Origin of the sequence: Parasulfitobacter algicola (genome assembly GCF_013315265.1) — a bacterium.
Classification (GTDB): domain Bacteria; phylum Pseudomonadota; class Alphaproteobacteria; order Rhodobacterales; family Rhodobacteraceae; genus Parasulfitobacter; species Parasulfitobacter algicola.
Genome location: NZ_JABUFE010000026.1, coordinates 1 through 17,054 on the forward strand (window position 1 = coordinate 1; position 17,054 = coordinate 17,054).

The 17,054-nt window shown below is 56.4% G+C and carries 16 protein-coding genes; 7 read left to right on the top strand and 9 right to left on the bottom strand.

What is annotated here, in order from left to right; all coding sequences use genetic code 11:
* Nucleotides 1-451 precede the first annotated feature (451 nt).
* The 3 genes from HRQ87_RS19390 to HRQ87_RS19400 all read right to left on the bottom strand — a co-directional run bounded on the left by HRQ87_RS19390 (nt 452) and on the right by HRQ87_RS19400 (nt 2,306).
* Nucleotides 452-745 (bottom strand): hypothetical protein, encoded by a 294-nt coding sequence (locus HRQ87_RS19390; RefSeq protein ID WP_174140100.1) that lies wholly within the window; start codon nt 743-745, stop codon nt 452-454.
* Between the two features lie 99 nt (nt 746-844).
* Nucleotides 845-1,687: a phytanoyl-CoA dioxygenase family protein gene (locus HRQ87_RS19395; RefSeq protein WP_174140101.1), complete on the bottom strand. Its 843-nt coding sequence runs from the start codon at nt 1,685-1,687 to the stop codon at nt 845-847.
* Nucleotides 1,677-2,306: a TetR/AcrR family transcriptional regulator gene (locus tag HRQ87_RS19400; protein ID WP_174140102.1), complete on the bottom strand. Its 630-nt coding sequence runs from the start codon at nt 2,304-2,306 to the stop codon at nt 1,677-1,679. Before HRQ87_RS19400 ends, HRQ87_RS19395 begins: the two co-directional genes overlap by 11 nt.
* Before the next feature lie 71 nt (nt 2,307-2,377).
* On the opposite strand from HRQ87_RS19400, the gene HRQ87_RS19405 reads away from it, so the two are divergent.
* Complete coding sequence (locus tag HRQ87_RS19405; protein WP_174140103.1) at nt 2,378-4,075, top strand: AMP-binding protein; 1,698 nt, start codon at nt 2,378-2,380, stop codon at nt 4,073-4,075.
* Nucleotides 4,076-4,499: 424 nt separating this feature from the next.
* A complete protein-coding gene (locus HRQ87_RS19410) occupies nt 4,500-4,982 on the top strand; it encodes a hypothetical protein (protein WP_174140104.1) in 483 nt (160 codons plus the stop codon).
* Nucleotides 4,983-5,037: 55 nt separating this feature from the next.
* Here the strand turns inward: HRQ87_RS19410 and HRQ87_RS19415 are convergent, their stop codons facing one another.
* A complete protein-coding gene (locus HRQ87_RS19415) occupies nt 5,038-5,190 on the bottom strand; it encodes a hypothetical protein (protein WP_174140105.1) in 153 nt (50 codons plus the stop codon).
* Nucleotides 5,191-5,230: 40 nt separating this feature from the next.
* Between HRQ87_RS19415 and HRQ87_RS19420 the strand changes: the two genes are divergently transcribed.
* The 4 genes from HRQ87_RS19420 (at nt 5,231) to HRQ87_RS19435 (ending at nt 11,603) form a co-directional block, all read left to right on the top strand.
* The gene (locus tag HRQ87_RS19420) at nt 5,231-6,616 is read left to right on the top strand and encodes a transposase (RefSeq protein WP_174140106.1); all 1,386 of its coding nucleotides are present in this window, start codon (nt 5,231-5,233) and stop codon (nt 6,614-6,616) included.
* A 284-nt stretch (nt 6,617-6,900) separates the two neighbouring features.
* Nucleotides 6,901-7,788, top strand: a complete 888-nt coding sequence (locus HRQ87_RS19425) for a hypothetical protein (RefSeq protein WP_174140107.1) — start codon at nt 6,901-6,903, stop codon at nt 7,786-7,788.
* Entirely contained in the window at nt 7,781-11,083 is a 3,303-nt protein-coding gene (locus HRQ87_RS19430) for a DEAD/DEAH box helicase (protein ID WP_174140108.1), read from the top strand. Before HRQ87_RS19425 ends, HRQ87_RS19430 begins: the two co-directional genes overlap by 8 nt.
* Before the next feature lie 148 nt (nt 11,084-11,231).
* Entirely contained in the window at nt 11,232-11,603 is a 372-nt protein-coding gene (locus HRQ87_RS19435) for a hypothetical protein (RefSeq protein ID WP_174140109.1), read from the top strand.
* 141 nt (nt 11,604-11,744) lie between these two features.
* On the opposite strand, the gene HRQ87_RS19440 is transcribed toward HRQ87_RS19435, so the two are convergent.
* The 4 genes from HRQ87_RS19440 to HRQ87_RS19455 all read right to left on the bottom strand — a co-directional run bounded on the left by HRQ87_RS19440 (nt 11,745) and on the right by HRQ87_RS19455 (nt 14,313).
* Nucleotides 11,745-12,233: a hypothetical protein gene (locus HRQ87_RS19440; protein WP_174140110.1), complete on the bottom strand. Its 489-nt coding sequence runs from the start codon at nt 12,231-12,233 to the stop codon at nt 11,745-11,747.
* 256 nt (nt 12,234-12,489) lie between these two features.
* Nucleotides 12,490-13,122: a tyrosine-type recombinase/integrase gene (locus HRQ87_RS19445; protein WP_174140111.1), complete on the bottom strand. Its 633-nt coding sequence runs from the start codon at nt 13,120-13,122 to the stop codon at nt 12,490-12,492.
* A 153-nt stretch (nt 13,123-13,275) separates the two neighbouring features.
* A complete protein-coding gene (locus tag HRQ87_RS19450; protein ID WP_174140112.1) occupies nt 13,276-14,115 on the bottom strand; it encodes an EamA family transporter in 840 nt (279 codons plus the stop codon).
* A gap of 3 nt (nt 14,116-14,118) precedes the next feature.
* Nucleotides 14,119-14,313 carry a DUF1127 domain-containing protein gene (locus HRQ87_RS19455; RefSeq protein WP_174140113.1) on the bottom strand — a complete coding sequence of 65 codons (195 nt, stop codon included), beginning with the start codon at nt 14,311-14,313 and terminating at the stop codon, nt 14,119-14,121.
* 71 nt (nt 14,314-14,384) lie between these two features.
* Here HRQ87_RS19455 and HRQ87_RS19460 point away from each other — a divergent pair, with 71 nt between their 5' ends.
* Nucleotides 14,385-15,266: a LysR substrate-binding domain-containing protein gene (locus HRQ87_RS19460; RefSeq protein WP_174140114.1), complete on the top strand. Its 882-nt coding sequence runs from the start codon at nt 14,385-14,387 to the stop codon at nt 15,264-15,266.
* Between the two features lie 414 nt (nt 15,267-15,680).
* Here HRQ87_RS19460 and HRQ87_RS19465 read toward each other — a convergent pair whose 3' ends face one another.
* On the bottom strand, nt 15,681-16,475 hold the full coding sequence (locus tag HRQ87_RS19465; RefSeq protein WP_174140115.1) for an SDR family oxidoreductase: 795 nt from the start codon (nt 16,473-16,475) through the stop codon (nt 15,681-15,683).
* Nucleotides 16,476-17,054: the final 579 nt, after the last annotated feature.

Sequence of the window (17,054 nt, forward strand, 5' to 3'; positions counted from 1 at the left end):
GCGTGACCCGGATGAGTGACAAAGACCCAAAGGAAAGAAGGAAAACGAGCTTGACCCAAACACCCAATTAGAGAAGCGGTCATTCGACCACTGCTCCAAATTCTGCGGTCGCAGCCCGCTTTGCAGCCATTCGCTGCGGCTGCGAGGTCAAAGGGTTGTCCGATGACTGCATCGCGGACAAAACCGTCATTGGATTTATTGCCTTCGCTGGCGCAGCATCCGTTCGCAAGCGCGGCACAAATGTTGTTGCGACGCAGCGAATATCACCAAAGCAGTCGTTCGAGGGCGTGGACTTAGCCCGAATCAAAACCATACTTTCGCCGCGGCGGGATCCGACAACTCAGACGCGGGACGATGCTGTCGTTCGCCGCACTCTGCACTAAGGTCTGTTTCCCTGCGGCAAATGTTTGGAATGGCCCCCAATGCATTCGAAGGGCCATTTCTTTCGTGGTTAGGCCTTCGTCGCTGTGAAGGGGAAGACGCCGAAAGCGCCCATCTTGACGTCCCCTGACATAGTATGACCTGTCGCGGTTCCGTTGAACTCTAAGTTGATTTCCATGGGTTTGGTAATGTCTGCGGTCCAGGAAACGGCGTTGCCGTCGACGCGGCCGTTCTCCATCTCGGCCTCGCCGAGGTCGTCGGAACGCATCATGCCGGTCAACGCGTCTCCCTGTATGGCGATGTCGAGCGAGGCCTCCTTGCGGCCAAGTGGGCTTTCCATCTCGATGTTCCAGGTTCCGTCCATGGGTGTCATTCCTTTGGCATAAGGGCAGTTGAAGCACGCGCTACGGCAGGGAGGTCGCGGCGTGTAGAGGGTGTCATCGAAGGCGGCGAGGCCCATCTCTCACGCGGTCTCAAGCAAGCGCAGCGGATGCTTGCCGTCGACCATGCCCATGAAGGGCCCGTAGATGGAGTAGCCGACGAGGCCGCGCAGCTCGGGCGACATCTCCCGGACGGTGTCGCGGTTGAGCTCCAGAAGGAAATTCTCCTGCTGGCGCATGTAGGCCTCGCAATACTGACAGGTGACGGCGAAGCGCGCCGCGCCCGAGCGGTTGGCCCCACCCCCGTGCCAAGTCGTGCCTAGGAAGAAGATCACCGAGCCGGCCTTCATCACGGCGGGGATGGTCTCCTCCGGCTTGGGCGCGCGGTCGGCACCCCATTCATGGCTGCCGGGTATGATGACGGTCGCGCCGTTCTCCTCGGTGAAGTCGTCGATGGCCCAGACCGTAGCGGCGCCAAGCGGCGGGCGCGGGCGGGGGATTTGGTAGAACCCGTCGTCGGCATGTAGCATTTGCGGCTTCTCGCCGGGCAGAATGTTGATGACCTGCGCCTGGCTTAAGAGGAAGCTTGGCTGGAAGAACTTGTCCATCAACCCCAGGATACGGGGGTGCGTGGCCAGCTTATCTATGGCGCGGGTCTTCGCGAGCACGTTGTATACGCGCTGCGTGTCGGCCCCCTCGAAGCTGTTGCGCCCCTTCTTGTCGAGGAGCGGCGTGCATTCGGAACGGATGCGCGCGATCTCATCCGCGTCGAGCAGGTCATTGATGATGACGTAGCCGTCTCGTTGGACCTTCTCCCAGTCGGCGTCGATCTCGGGCGACTTGCGCTCGGGGCCGGGGACGTGGGCCTTGTATTTCTTTGCGAGGTCTCGGCCGAGATCCTCCTGCTGCTTTAGGTTATCCGACATGGGATGTTCCTCCTTTGGTGACGTGATTGTGGGCGGCGGGGCCGAGATCGAGAGCGGCCGCCACGAAGGACCAGATGTCCCGGACAGCGGCATTGGTGTCGATCTCGCCCTCTCCCGCGATGAGTGAGTTGATCGCTTGACGTTGAGCCCCCATTAGAAGGGCGGAGAGCATCCGTGGCGGGACGGTGCTGCGCACGACGCCCGCGCGGCTCCCCTGCTCGAGGTTGCGCGCGCCGGCTTCCACCACTGCGGCCATGTGCTCGCGCTCCAGGTCGAGGACCTCCGGGGCGTTCGACAGCCCCCCGTAGATTAGGACCGCCAGCGCCCGGCGTTCCAGATGGTAGGCCACGAAGGCTGCGAGGCGGCGATGCTCGCGCGCAGCCCAAGGCAGGTCGCGCGGGATCGCGTCGCCCAGCGTCACCTCTTGCAGCGGTCCGTAGAACCGCGCCGCAACGGCCGCCAGCAGCCCGGCCTTGGAGCCGAAGTGGTGATAGCCGCTGCCAACCGAGACACCAGCCCGCTTGGCGACGGGCAGCATTTCCAGATGACCGCCATTCGCCACGATCTCTTCCTCCGCCGCGCGCAGCAGGCGCTCAGCCATCCCGATCTTGGTCGTCATATCAAACTCCGAATTGAATTCGATTCAATATTGGCATAAAGGTAGGTCCATCGTCAACTGGGAGGATTGACATGACGAGGATTGACATACCGACGAACGCGACGCGCCCCTGGCTGGCGAGCTACCCCGACGGCGTGCCTGCCGATTTGCCGGAGGACCGGCCCGCCACCCTCGTAGAGATCGTCCGCGAGACGGCGCGCCGGCATCCTGATCGGCCTGCTTACGAGAGCTTCGGGGCGACGCTCACCTTCGCGCAGTCGGTCGCGGCCGCAGAGCGGGTTGCGGCCGCGCTCGCCGACTTGGGCCTGCGACCCGGCGACCGGATCGCGATCATGATGCCCAACGTGCTGACGTGCCCGGTATCGATGCTCGGCGCGATGCTGGGTGGCTTCGTGGTCGTCAACGTCAACCCGCTCTATACCGCATCGGAGTTGAAGCATCAGGTCCGCGACGCGGGCGCGCGGGCGCTCATTGTGCTGGAGAACCACGCCCATGTAGTCGAGGCGGCGTTTCCGACCGCGATGGGGCTGGAGCATGTCGTGGTGGCCAAGCCTGGCGATCTGATGGGACCGAAGGGCTATCTCGTGAACCTAGTCAGCCGCCGTGTGAAGCGTGCGGTGAAGCCCTATCGGCTACCTGGCGCGATACCGTTCCGCAGGCTCTTACGCTCCAAAGCGCCATTCCGAGCCATCACTCCCGCCTCCGAGGACGTCGCGCTTCTCCAGTATACCGGGGGCACCACGGGCGTCGCCAAGGGTGCCGTCCTCACCCATGCTTCTGTCTCGGCTAATGTGGCTCAGTTAGAGGCTTGGCTACGTGCAAGCATCGACGTTGACCGCGACGGCCACCGCATGGCCGCTGCCCTCCCGCTTTACCATATCTTCGGTTTCACGGTCTGCTTTATGACGATGATGCGCATCGGCGCGTCCTGCTTGCTGATCGCCAATCCACGCGACGTGGGCGGCTTCGTCAGCACGCTCGACAAGGGCCCGGTGACGATGATCTCAGGGGTGAACACGCTCTATAACGCGCTTCTGAACCACCCGAAGTTCAGATCGGTAGACATGGCAGGCCTTGTCTTCGCCATCGCGGGCGGCATGGCTACGCAGCGCGTAGTGGCGGAGAGGTGGAAGGCCGCCACGGGCGTCGCAATCGTCGAGGGCTGGGGTCTGTCGGAGTCCTCGCCCGTCGCCACTGCCAACCGCCTCGACCTCGCGGATTTCTCTGGCCACGTCGGCTATCCGCTGCCTGGCACGGTAGTGCTCGCGCTCGCTGACGATGGGGCCCCCGTCCCCCAGGGCAAGGTGGGCGAATTGGCCATCCGCGGCCCCCAGGTGATGCGCGGCTACTGGAACCGGCCGGATGCGACGGCCGAGGTCCTGTCGGACGGCCTCTTGCGCACCGGCGACTTGGGTATGATCCATCCCGACGGCGCCGTCGAGATCGTTGACCGCAAGAAGGACATGATCATCGTCTCGGGCTTCAACGTCTTCCCCAACGAGGTCGAGGAGGTCGTCGCCGCACACCCCGCTATCCTGGAGGTCGCCGTCGCGGGCCTGCCCTCCGAGACCGCGGGCGAGGCCGTCGCGGCCTTCGTCGTCCTGCGCGAGGGCCAGAGTCTGACGCTCGCCGACCTGCGCGCCTTCTGCAGAGATCGTTTGACGCCCTACAAACGCCCCACCGTGCTGGAGATCCGCGAGGAACTGCCCAAGACCGCCGTGGGCAAGTTCCTCCGGCGAGAGCTGAGGGAAAAGGGAAGGGCTGTGTGAGTGTGAAAGCGCGCGCACGGACCCATCATCGCCATGTCCTCCACTCTCAAATCAAGTGAATCAGGACTGGATCATCAGATCAACAGACTTTTTCAACACTATCTCCGCAACTTGATCGTTGCCACGCAAAATTTTGCTCCGTCATGACTGAATGGCAGGTATCGCGTCCGCCCCGCAGCGTTGCGAACCGAGCAAGTGCGACGATTCTCACGCTGCGAGCGCACGCAGCGAGAAAAACGAACTTACAGGATGGGCTCCGAGCCGACCTCAGAGGCGGTGCAGCATCGGCCAATTGGGAGCTGCCGAGCTCGGTCAAGGACGGCCCAGACCTGCCGTTCGCCTACCGGTCGGTACGCTGCGGCGCGGCCCGTCAGAGCCGACTTTCGCTGCGATAGCGAAATTTAGCGAGTGGCGGACTGGAACTGTGCGGGCAAACCTGCCGTTCATCATGCGTCCGTTTGGCATCGTTTTGCCGACATTGCCACTATCCGCTAAACTGTGTGCTAAAGCTGGTGTGGCTGAGGAGCCTCAGAACGCCCTAGGACAGAAGGGATCATCAAAAATGATTATTGCTCTCGTACAGATTCCATTGGACGAACCGAAACGTGATCATGAGTTCGTCATTGAGCAATCAGTTGAATCGACCAAGATTTTTCATGGCGTCAAGGGGCTGCTCCGCAAGTATTATCTCAATAGCGATGCTGGTGGTGGTGGGATCTATGAATTTGCGACCCGCGAAGATGCTGAAGCATGGTTCAATGATGGGTGGGCAGACTGGATGGAGGGTCGCTTTGGCGTTAGGCCCACTTTGACGGTCTTTGACAATCCGGTCGTGTTGGATAACGAGGCTAACGAGGTGCGGGTCGACGGCGTTAAAGTGTCGCCGCCCTGGAAGAAGCCTGCGTGATTGAATCACTCGAAACCGGCCATTCGCCACATGCTGACCAATTCACAGGTTGGGCTCACAGCGGACGTGCAACGGTGCCACGGTAGGTCCGCAGCAAGATCGCCTGCAATTGGACTCTGTCAACGACCGCAGCCAGCCCAAAGCGGGCGTGGCCGTTCTGCGCGTCGGCGAATTCTGTTGAAAAACTCTTGCTTGATCGTGGGTCCATTCGCTGATTCAATTCCTTTATTGGTTGGGGGGATTTGGCGATGATGGGACCGAAGCAAGAAGCGCAGGCGGCTTTGTTCTATGAGTTCTCTCTGGAAGATCACGTCCCGCAAGATCACTTGCTGCGGTCGATTGATCGGTTTGTCGACCTGAGCGACATCAGACAGTATTTGGCCGAGTTTTACAGCCACACGGGCCGCCCGTCGATTGACCCTGAACTGCTAATCCGCATGCTGTTGGTCGGCTATTGCTTCGGTATCCGGTCTGAACGTCGGCTGTGTGAAGAGGTGCATCTTAACCTTGCATATCGCTGGTTCTGTCGCCTCGATTTGTCTGAGTCAGTGCCAAACCATTCGACGTTTTCTAAGAACCGGCACGGGCGCTTTCGGGAAAGCAAACTGCTGAGGCATCTGTTTGAGAAGACCGTCGCCCGCTGCATCGCAGATGGCCTGGTGAGCGGCCAGCGCCTTGCGGCAGATGCCAGCCTGATCGAGGCCGATGCGAACAAACAGAACTCTACGCCAAAGGATGATTGGGACCACAGCGCCATCGATCCGAACGATGCGCCGCGTGCTGTAAAGGAGTATCTGGATGTCTTGGACAACGCAGCTTTTGGTGCCGCATCCGAGGTTGAGCCGAAGTTCACATCTCACTCTGATCCCGCAAGCCAGTGGACAGCAGCTCGTAAAGGCCCAGCGTTCTTCAGTTATTCGACCAATTACTTAATCGACACCGACCATAGCGTCATTGTGGATGTCGAAGGAACAAGATCGATCCGGCAGGCCGAAGTCGGTTCGGTATGCACCATGTTGGATCGGATCAAAGATCTGCACAATATTGATCCAGAACGCCTCATCGCGGACAGCGCCTATGGGTCAGGCCCAATGCTGGGATGGCTCGTGGATCGCGACATCAATCCCCACATTCCGGTGTTGGATAAAACGGGTCGTACCGACGGCACTTGGTCTCGCGCCGATTTTGAATGGGACCCTGAGAACAACCAGTACATCTGTCCCGAAGGTGAACCGCTCAAGCAATTCCGGCGCAATTATTCTGATCCGAACCGTAAGCCCACAGGCAAGGGTGTCGCCAAGTATCAGGCTTTGAAACAAACCTGCCAGGCCTGCCCGTCGAAGATGAGGTGTTGTCCGAAAGCTGACGCGCGCAAGATCACCCGCGAAGAACATGAAGACGCCCGACAGGTCGCCCGCGATATCGCAAAGACCAAGCAATACGCGATCTCGATGCGGCTACGGAAAAAGGTGGAAATGCTCTTCGCACATCTCAAACGCATTCTGGGACTGGGACGACTGCGACTACGCGGACCATGCGGTGCAAATGATGAATTCCTGCTCGCCGCCACCGCCCAAAACCTCCGCAAATTGGCCAAGATCTTTCCTGCACCGCAGCAAACGCGCAAAGCCTGACCAGAAAGGCGCTCGCGCGCTCTTCAGAGCGCAACTTTCTGCGCAAGCAACACGATGTTTTTCCACAGAATCGGCGGAAAGCGGGCTTTCGCTGCGGTCGCGAGATTGCAAAGGTCGCTCCGCGTTAGCAGACATTCAGACCAACTAGGCATCGCGCAGTCTGATTTCGCGAAAACGGACCGTATCTTATCCACCTATTACTGAGTGAACGCACACTACAGGCTTCCCCCTATAGGTGTGTTCGGACATATATTGTTAGAAAACCAATTTTGGAGTGCGTATTTTTGCCAGTAACCCAATCTCAACTCACCTCAACTGAATGCAGCCTAACCGAGTGGTCAATCGACCCGGCCAGAAGAGACCAGCTCGTTACGATTTTAGCATACCTATATCTACAACAAGAACAAAACGCCGAACGCATTATAGATACTTTGGAAACGAGGACGCGTTCTTCAACAGAAAGAGTCTTGCCGAACGCTATTGCAAAGCTCACCGCCCCAAGGCCCGCCGATATTGAGATGTCCCAGTATGGCGATGAGGTTGAGCGAAAGAAAGCTGCTGACCGTATTAAGGTATCGATTTGGCACAGGGATGGACACCTCTTTCAATACTTGTCCTGGGTCGTTGCTCGATTAGCTAACCCTAACGACATACTTACGCCGCCACATGTCCGGCAGGCTGACAAAGGCTTTGATGGCTTCATTATTGCATTTGATGACGCACAGAAACGAGTGCAGAAAGTGGTTCTGTGTGAAGATAAGGCGTCACAGGACCCTCGTAGGTTGGTGACCAAGAGGGGAGGAGTTTGGGACGAAATCACATCAATATGCGCCGGTGAACGTGAAGATGAGGCATCGACTGCACTAACAACCCTTCTAAAGGCCGTCCCGGGTCTTTCAGGTGAAGAACTTGAGGATGCGGTTGATGCGATATTTTGGGAGAAAATTCGGCAATTCCGTGTGTCGATAGCCACAGGTGAAGATCAGCGCAGAACGACTGATTTTGCCCATCTCGTCGCTGGCTTTGATGATGTAGCATTGGGGGCACTATCAAGTAGGATTGGCGGGGTTCTGCCTTTCGACGATGTTAGAAATGGGCTTCACCAACTTGCTCAAGACGTGATTGCGAAGTTGCAAAGCATCGGTGCGGCAACGGAGGGTGGTGATGTTTGACGAGAGCTCACTACGTTTAATTCGAACGGCGCCAAATCTTCCAGGGCTTGAAGCCGAGATGTTGGGTGAACTGCTAACAGAAGCCCACATCGAGCTTGCGACGATACGGATCGAAATTTTAGGGGAAGACGAAGTTCGGCGGAACGTTCTTCTTGATAAAGTGCGACGGTTGGCAACCACGTTCGAAGCCTATGTTGCTCTTGACTTGCAGCCAGCACAGACACAAGCGGCAGCATTTGTCGCCGCGAGCGCTCATCAGGTAATTACCAGTGCAACCGAAGGTCGAGCAGTTGGGCCGACGTTGCTTTCTAGCGACGCAGTGTCATCCACCATTGCAAGCACATTGCTATTCTTGATTGCGGACCGAGCGGCTGATGCTGCGGAAGCTGCTTCGAAGCTCATCGCAGTAGGCGAAGATCATGCAATTCGGCGAGCGTTGATAATCTCAATTCGCGAGCTCGCAAAGGGTGAACTCTCGAAGATTTCTGAACGAAATTTGGAAGGGGAGTGGGTTGCAGCGGACGACAGTAGGCAGCACGCAACTAACCTCTTATTCCGTGAATGTGCTCAGGTCATTCAAGGTCTTGCTGTGGAAGCTCTGGGTGAGGCAGAAACCTTAGAAGACTTGGAGCAAAAGTTGGTCCGAGTCATTTCACTTTCGGAGCCAGATGGCAATGAACTGCCCGAGGGGATCGTCGGCCTGATGCACGAGCAATATGCCGGGCCACATCACGTGGCTACGCTGTTGCTTAGGTTGTTGCCCAGAGTCAGGCAGGCCATGCTTGTTCGTACGCCCGCTCCTTCAGGTGCTAACCCAACCACTTGGAAGGAGTGGTTGCTGCCCCAAGTGCAAAAAAGGCCATTTCTTTGGACCAACCACTTGAGCGCAGTCGCGACAGGATACCTCGACCGTGGTGCCTCAATGGTGATGACAACACCGACTGGTTCTGGGAAGACCACGTTGTCGGTCTTGAAAATTGCCTCTGTTTTGTGCGCCGACGAAAGTGTCGTCTATCTCGCGCCGACCCATGCACTTGTGGACCAGGTGGAGCATGACCTGTCGGGTGAAGTTGGAGACATCAATCCAGAAAGCGTTGAAGATACTTTGCTGGAGGAGATTGGGGATCGCCTCCCCCAACTCTCTGTAATGACCCCAGAGAGATGTCTTGCATTGCTGGGTTCTGCCCCTGAGCTCTTCGAGAATGTAGGCTTGCTTGTTTTTGATGAGTTTCACTTGATTAGTGCGGACGACTCACAAATCTCACCCAAAATCAACTCGCGTGCAATCGATGCAATGTTGGCTCTGTTAAGTTTTATGAGCCATAGGCAAAGCGCCGACCTACTGCTGCTTTCCGCGATGGTCGCAAACGGAGAGGAAATTAGGAATTGGCTTCGCTCGACCACGGGGCAGACAGTCCACTGCTTCAATGACCCGTGGAAGCCAACTCGTCAGTTACGTTCATGTGTGATATACGATGACGCCGAGGTCAGAAGTTCGGCCGCCGAAACTGCGAAATTACTTACAAAGAAGGCACAGAATGCGATTCCCGTTCAGCCCTTCGGGTTGTTTTCGCTTTTGTCAGGTTGGCATCCAGAGAGGCCAGAGAAACTCGCGGTCCGAAGACTAACGGCAGCATCTCCGCCTTTGACACGCAAACCTAATGGACGTCACACGTCAAATAGAAACGCCATTGCGGCACAGGTCGCGGCTGATTATGCGGCGCAAGGCAAACGGGTGGTCGTTTTCTGCGCTGACGCAACAGCATGTGGGAGTATTGCCGACGGCATTAATGACCAATTGGATGCTGCAGACATCCCACTAACCGCTGATCAAGAAGGAATGCGGTCGTCGATACTGAAAGATGTTGGATCTTCAGAGGCAACGTATGAACCGACGGGGTTACGTGCGGGTGTGCATCATGGTGATTTGATACCTTTAGAACGAAGATTGATGGAAGCCGTCTTTCGCAGGAGTCGCGCTCCGGAGGGGGCACAGTTTGGGTTGGAGGTAATCGCTGCTACTTCAACAATCGCTCAAGGCCTCAATTTGCCTTGCGACGTGGTAATTCTCGCAGGAACTGATCGAAGCGCCCAAGATGATCCGGGAGGAAACCCAAGAAAGGACTTGCTTCCCCATGAGGTTTTGAATGCGATGGGTCGCGCCGGGCGCGCTGCTTATTCGGCAACGGGACTCGCCATTGTTATTCCGGCGAATCCAATCCGAATTGACCCTTCAACACTTTCTTTCGGGCTGCATCAAAATCCTTTGGATATCGTTTTTTCTGATAAAGATGCGTGTCAGGATATTATCGATCCAGTCGAACTACTCTTGGATGCTGTCGAAGCAACAGCGAGTTCTGACCCCAAGACTCAGGCAATGATACGACGCCTTTCCTCGGTCACAATCGATGGTCGATCGGGCTTTGACGACATCGCGGGAAGGTCTTTCGGATATTTTGTGCGAAAATCGCGAGAGACGGCCTCTGCCGATGCATGGCTTCAGTCTCGGCAAATAGCACTCACCGCAGCGACAGCGACTTTACAGGACCCTCCCGTGCTTCCTTGGCAACAAACCTTAGCTGTTCGGAACGGTATTCCACCTGAACTAGTCGCCCGTATTGTCAACCAAATGGGTTCGGCGCCAAACGACAAAGCTGAAACCAGCGATTGGGTTTCTTGGCTTCTAGATGTGTGTGTGACATCTTCGACAGACTTAACGCTGCTCGTGCGGGACACTTCGCTGCAGACCGTATTTGGGCGCGCTTACTCGAATCAGGTAGACAAGGATGCTGGCTCGCTAATCATATTAGGTGCCTTAAAGGCATTGATCGAGATGTGGTGTGGAGGTAAGTCGCTTGTCGAGATCGAGACTTGGCTTTTGGCATTCATCCGCGAACATGAGCAGCCCGTAGTCCGGCAAGCAACTGCCCAAAAACACGCTAACCGCGCTCGGCGTTTTTCTATCAGAATACTGCCTGACATTGCTTTTGTGTGTGGCTTGCTGAGCCAGATCGGGAAGGCAATAGAGCTTGAGACAGGGAATTCTCCGAGCCCTGTTATCGAAATGCTACAACAGATGGTCAAGGCAGGCGACTTCAATAGGCATCATTCTTGTCTCCGGCGAGAGACTAATAGCACTACCCGCGTCGGCTCATATGAGGACCTCAAAACAATTGCGGATGGTTTTTCTGCAGATGCTAGTGCCGATCTTGATACAGTTCACAATGAGGTCAGGGTGGCACTAGCCCTGAGGCTCTTCTCTTCTATCGGTGACCTTGGACTGGGCCAACAATGAGTGTCTGTTCCGAAGAAGCTGCACCGTAGCGATTGAAGACACTAGCAAGGTCCGGTTAGGGCCGTCTTGATTTGAGGTGACGGCGCCCTTTCAGCGCTGTTATTTTCTGATAGCCTGAAAGTCGGTTCGAGAGCGGAGTAGAAAATATATGCCACTGAAAATATGGAACAAATTTGTTGAGACCTATCCAAACGCACCTGCCTGCGTGACCAAAGTGAGTCCGTCGCTTCCGAAAGCAGCAAGAATCCTCGACAAAAAGGGCAAAGCTCTCCCTACACCTTATAGCCTTTTGAAAGAATGGTTGTCTGAGAACTTGAAAGGCGACTGGTCGAGTATGGCAAAGGGAGGTTTGGTTCTAGTTAGAGTCAGTGAGAATTCGGACCTAGATCAAATAAGAGACAAATTTGGGTTAATTGCGGGCCCCAAAAAATCGGATGCATCACCAGAAACTTATCAATTCGGATATTCCGATCAAGGATACGGGCAACTGGCGTTGGATTTGGGCTACAACCTCAACTAGTCGGCCATACTACGCAGAATTAGACGCTTATCGGCCACAAGGAGACTTGTTCTCTTAATCGTTTGCGCCCGCAGCAAACGGTTGGCTCGAAAGGTCGTGATGCAGTATCAAAACTCTCTGGACAAAGCACGCTCAGGGCCGTCAGTGCCGAAACGGTTTCGGTCCTTCCAGGCCCAATTTAAGCCGTTCAATTTGCGTGGACGCGGACTGTGCTCTTGCTATGAACTGATGCAATTCTGAAGGTGCCGACGCATCAGGCTTGGGTGTTGAGGAAAGAAGATCTTCAAGCGTTTTCAATCCAGTACGCTCAATAGAACTGATGTGTTGCGTTTCCTTCGGTTCAGAGAACATCGAGCGCCCTAGACCGTTGCCAAGTGTAGGATAGTGCCTGGTCCTGTGGTTGTCCCATTCCTGTCGCGTTTGATGGCAAGCCTCTTGAAGGATCAGCAAGCTACGCTTTGCGCCTGAGATGCTATCCTGAGCTCTCAAGTGCAAAGCCGTGACATCGGAATCTCTAGCAGCTTTGATCGCTTGCTTTGACGTGCGGAAGGCAAGGGCCGCATACAACAATGCACCTGCTGAAATCAGGATTGAAAGGATTTCAAAAGCATTTTGTATTACAAATTCCAAATGTAATTCCCCTTTGAACAAAGGTTAATAGTGGCATTTTTAGGTTTTCTTCTACGAGTATGATATCGGTTTGGGTTTGTCTGAATTCAAGGCCGTCTTATTCGAAATGCGCGGTTTGAGTGTTACATTGCGGGCTTGTTTTGGAAGCGCTGAAGTCTTTGCTGGCCAATGGCGGCTTTGCGGAAGCGGCGCTGCAGCATTTTGGCCTACGCTAAACGTCCGGAATGGGCCGCCCGCGAAGGCGACCCTGCGATTGCTAGATTTCAATGGCCTCAGCGATTGCTAGAGCGTCCTCAAGTTCGACGCCCAGGTACCGGACCGTGCTGTCCATCTTGGTATGACCGAGCAGAAGCTGAACCGCCCGCAAGTTGCCGGTCTTCTTGTAGATCTGGGTCACCTTTGTTCGCCTCATCGAATGCGTGCCATATGCGCTCGCTTCTAGACCGATCGACGTGACCCAATCGCGGACGATCCGCGCATACTGGCGTGTCGAGATGTGCAGACGTTCATGGAAACGACCCGGCCAAAGGTACTCCGAGCCGACCATGAGCTCATCTTCCATCCACTTTTCTACCGAGGCGCGTGTGCCTTCGGATATCTCAAATCGCACAGGTTTCTGTGTCTTGCTTTGTAGTACCGATGCCCGTTCCTTGATCTGACCAGACGCCATGACATCGACGACTTTCATCTTCACCAAGTCACAGCCGCGAAGCTTGCTGTCGATCGCCATATTGAACAGTGCGAGGTCACGATGGTTCTCTGCCAATTCGAGTCGCACCCGGATCGCCCATACATGCTTGGGTTTCAATGGTCGTTTCTGACCAACGACGCGACCCTTGTTCCAGGCCGGGCGTAGTGCGCGAATGGCCGGTAGGTTTGGTGTTTCCATGACTGATCCTCCGATCCGCCATGCCCTCCCACAACGACAACCCGACGTTGACTAGGCCAATATATCACACGATGCTGCGCTGCCTCCGAGGTCTGTTCAGAGCCCATTTTACCGAATGCTGCGCGCTGCACCAACGCCCGCTTTCGAGAAAATTCATACCTTCATCAATGCAACGCCTCCGGCAATCGCCAAGGCCGACAACCAACGCCACCCGCTCACCGGCTCCCGCACGACGAATGCTGCGATCAGGACGGCGAAGAGGATGCTCGACTCTCGCAGCGCCGCGACCAGCGCAATCGGAGCCTGTGTGAACGCCCACACCGCGATCCAGTATGAGCCGAGCGACATAGCTCCAGCTGCGATCCCGGTCTTCCATGCGGGTAGAATAGCTGGAAGAGCCGAACGTCCCCGCGTCCAGAGGGCATATGCAATCATGCCAATCGCATCACCGATCACCATCCAGAGGATAAAACCCGATGATGTGCCCGCGATCCGCGCGCCGATTCCGTCCACCAGCGTGTAGCTGGCCGTGAATCCTGCCGTTCCCATGGCGTAGAAGAGCGCCTTTCCCCGCATTCGGCCATCGGCTGACCCGCGCGCCGCCATGACAAGTATACCGGCGGAAATGCAAAGGATGGCGAGGAGAGAAACCGGATCGAGCGACACCCCTAGGAAAGTGACCGATACCAGCGTCACGATCAGAGGGGCGGTGCCTCTCGCCAAAGGGTAGGCCTGGCTAAGGTCGGCATGGGCGTAGGCCTGAACGAGAAAAACCTTGTATCCCGTATGCAGCACGGCAGCTGCCACGATCCAGGACCACGCCTCCGTCGCCGGTCTGGGCACGAACGGCAAGATGGGAATCGCAATCAGTGCCTGTACAAGGGCCAGCAGCAGAACCGTCGAAACCCGGTCCAGCCCGAGCTTGACGACCGAGTTCCAGCCCGCGTGCAGGAAGGCGGCAACCAGCACGGCTGCGAAGACGTGGTTCTCCATGCGTCAGCGCCAGAACGGCTTGGCGGTCTCGATCACGCGGTCCGCTTCGCTGATCCCCACATCCCGCAGACCGTCCGCAGTCAGGCGAGACAGAGCCCGGCGCGTGACAAGGTTTCGATACCAAAGCGCCAAATGATCCCAGGTGATCGTAGTCGGGATAGTGGTATCGACGAAGCGGGATGAGTATTCATGTGCCATAACCGTTTATAGTATTGCCGGTTCGACGTTAAAAACGATGTTTTCTCAACTTGTAAGTGAGGTATGCACACATGAAACGCGGAATGCTCCCCCTCAACGCCCTTCGTGCCTTCGAGGCGACGATGCGGCATGGCCAGATGAAGCTGGCAGCTGAGGAGTTGGGCGTGACCTATGGGGCCGTTAGCCGACAGGTCCGAGGGCTTGAGGAAGTTCTCGGCGTGTCGCTCTTTGTTGGGCCACGCAACAGACTCACCCCGAGCCAAGCCGCGCGTGATCTTCAGCCCGCCCTTCAGGACGCTCTCGACCGTATTGAAACTGCGGTTCTGCGGGTGCAGCGCCGAGACAAGCGGACGCTTGATTTGTCCTGTCTCAGCACATTCGCGATGCGCTGGCTCATCCCGCGCCTCTTCAATTTTCGCGAAGTGCATCCCTGCATCGACGTGCGTATGACAGCAGATGACGCGCCAGTAGACTTCGCGCGGGACCGCTTCGACGTTGCAGTTCGAGTTGGGCCGGGTCCGTGGGACGGAGTGAATGTGACTGAATTGTTTGCGGATGAAGTCGGACCGGTCCTCAGCCCAACTCTTCTGGAACCTTCTGGGTCGGTCATGTGGGAGAACCTGGCGGCTCTACCTCTACTTCACACGCGGACCCGGCCTGCGGCGTGGGCTGAGTGGTGCAGCGCGACCGGAAATCCTATCCCGTCAGGTGGGCAAGAGTTTGAGCATTTTTACTTCATGCTGGAAGCCGCGACCGCTGGGCTTGGTGTCGCGATAGCGCCGGAGGTTCTCGTCCGGGATGATCTTGCGGCTGGCCGACTGTTCGCCCCGTTCGGATTTCGGCCCTCCGGCCAGCGATACGTCGCGCTGACGCCTGTTCATCCCTCCGACGAGGCTGTCGCCTTTGCTGATTGGCTTGGCTTGCAGTCGAAGTCGGATGCTTCCCCCTGCTGACCGGAGATATTGAAAGCAGACATTGGAGCAGCAGCAGCAAATTCACGCTAAGTCCGCAGAGTGAGAGTTTGATCTCATCCAGATTTAGCTCTCGCGGCGAATGTCTGCAAAGCGGGCTGCAACCGCAGCATATTGATCTGCAGTTGAATGGCAGGAATGGGCCGTCCTTGCTGAAGCAACGCGATCCGTTGCCTGGACATTCTGCAACCGATCTAACGACCGCGAAGAGCCCTCTTTGACCGATGCTGCGGGTTGCACGAATGTCCGTTATCATGAGAGCAACCAAAAACCCTCAACAACCACTTAGGTTTTGAATGGGGTTTTTGGCAGTGGCGAACAGACCCTTTTTCAGTCGCTCCAAAAAGGAGCGTTTTTGGAAGGGTCTTGATGGGGAGCATCCCCGCCCTCGGTTTTTCAGCTACGGGGTGTAGCCGCCGATCCTGCAAGGATACCTCCATCAACGGTGAGTTCTGTCCCCGTCATGTAGGCTGCATCATCGGAGGCCAGCAAAACAGCGATTGCAGCGACTTCGTCCGGCTCTCCGAACCGTCGCATAGGTGTGTCTGCAACCATAGCAGCTTCACGTTCCGCTCGATCAGAACCGTCGCCCAGCATCGGTTCCCACATCGGGGTCATAATCGCTGCTGGGTGGATTGAATTGCAGCGGATATTCAGACCTTGGCCCGCGCAATACAGTGCGACAGTTTTGGTATGGTTCCGAATTGCAGCTTTGGAGGACGCATAGGCCGCGGCCATTGGTATCCCAACAAGCCCCGAGCGCGATGAGATATTGATGATAGAACCCGCGCCCTTTGCGCGCATGGCACGGATTGCATAGCGGCTTCCCAGAAACGTGCCATCGAGATTCACCGCATGGACGGCGTGCCAGTCTGCAAGCTGTGCGTTTTCAGGATCGTGTGCAGGCGGTGTGCCGTCGAACGGCCCCTCAAAACCTGTGATGCCAGCATTGTTCACAAGCACATCAAGAGTTGGAAACTGATCCGCGATAGCGGTCCAGTCTGCCTCGGAGGCAACGTCTAAGCGAGCAAAGGTTGCGCCAATTGAATCAGCGGTCGCTTGACCACATTCAACATTGATATCGGTGACAATAACCTCTCCGCCTTCATTTACAAAAGCACGGGCAATGGCAGCACCGATGCCGCGTGCGGCACCAGTCACGAGGGCGGTTTTTCCAGTTAGTTTGGGCATAGGTTTTCCTTGGGGGAATTGAATATGGATTTCGAGCGCAGTTCGCCAGAAGCGGTGCGCTTATCAAGGGCGGTTAGCCGGATTACCGGTGGCGCTTGTCCATCGTCGTTCACTCCATAACTGGTATTACTGATGTATTTGCTGCCGACAGAACATTCAAGAAGGGATAAAAACTGCCATTTGAAGCCTTCCAAAAACCACCGTTTTTGGAAGTATTGACCGAAGCGGCCATTGGGGCACTTGCAGCGAAGGTCTGGAAGGTCCCGCGAACTGTGAGTTAGCCTGACGCCGAATTTTGCACATGCAGCGAATGACCGGAATCCGGGCTGCGACTGCAGTATCCTGACCGGCAGGTGAATGGCAGGAATGGGCCGTCCTTGACCGAGCTCGGCAGCTCCCAATTGGCCGATGCTGCACCGCCTCTGAGGTCGGCTCGGAGCCCTTTTTGATCGATGCTGCGCTCTGCACGAATGTCAGGAATCTGGCACACTCGCTTCACCAACTAATAGGGCCGCGTCAGCCCGAGCGACTGCTTCAGCTTGTCCCAAGTCACTGCTTCGAACCGTTCGGGCCATGGCA

Bases quoted from the DNA above. Each gene is read 5' to 3' on its own strand.
- HRQ87_RS19455 (WP_174140113.1), bottom strand. From the start codon at position 14,313: ATGGCACATGAATACTCATCCCGCTTCGTCGATACCACTATCCCGACT.
- HRQ87_RS19405 (WP_174140103.1), top strand. From the start codon at position 2,378: ATGACGAGGATTGACATACCGACGAACGCGACGCGCCCCTGGCTGGCG.
- HRQ87_RS19435 (WP_174140109.1), top strand. From the start codon at position 11,232: ATGCCACTGAAAATATGGAACAAATTTGTTGAGACCTATCCAAACGCA.
- HRQ87_RS19390 (WP_174140100.1), bottom strand. From the start codon at position 745: ATGGACGGAACCTGGAACATCGAGATGGAAAGCCCACTTGGCCGCAAG.
- HRQ87_RS19395 (WP_174140101.1), bottom strand. From the start codon at position 1,687: ATGTCGGATAACCTAAAGCAGCAGGAGGATCTCGGCCGAGACCTCGCA.
- HRQ87_RS19420 (WP_174140106.1), top strand. From the start codon at position 5,231: ATGATGGGACCGAAGCAAGAAGCGCAGGCGGCTTTGTTCTATGAGTTC.
- HRQ87_RS19450 (WP_174140112.1), bottom strand. From the start codon at position 14,115: ATGGAGAACCACGTCTTCGCAGCCGTGCTGGTTGCCGCCTTCCTGCAC.
- HRQ87_RS19415 (WP_174140105.1), bottom strand. From the start codon at position 5,190: ATGGACCCACGATCAAGCAAGAGTTTTTCAACAGAATTCGCCGACGCG.
- HRQ87_RS19430 (WP_174140108.1), top strand. From the start codon at position 7,781: ATGTTTGACGAGAGCTCACTACGTTTAATTCGAACGGCGCCAAATCTT.
- HRQ87_RS19445 (WP_174140111.1), bottom strand. From the start codon at position 13,122: ATGGAAACACCAAACCTACCGGCCATTCGCGCACTACGCCCGGCCTGG.
- HRQ87_RS19465 (WP_174140115.1), bottom strand. From the start codon at position 16,475: ATGCCCAAACTAACTGGAAAAACCGCCCTCGTGACTGGTGCCGCACGC.
- HRQ87_RS19400 (WP_174140102.1), bottom strand. From the start codon at position 2,306: ATGACGACCAAGATCGGGATGGCTGAGCGCCTGCTGCGCGCGGCGGAG.
- HRQ87_RS19460 (WP_174140114.1), top strand. From the start codon at position 14,385: ATGAAACGCGGAATGCTCCCCCTCAACGCCCTTCGTGCCTTCGAGGCG.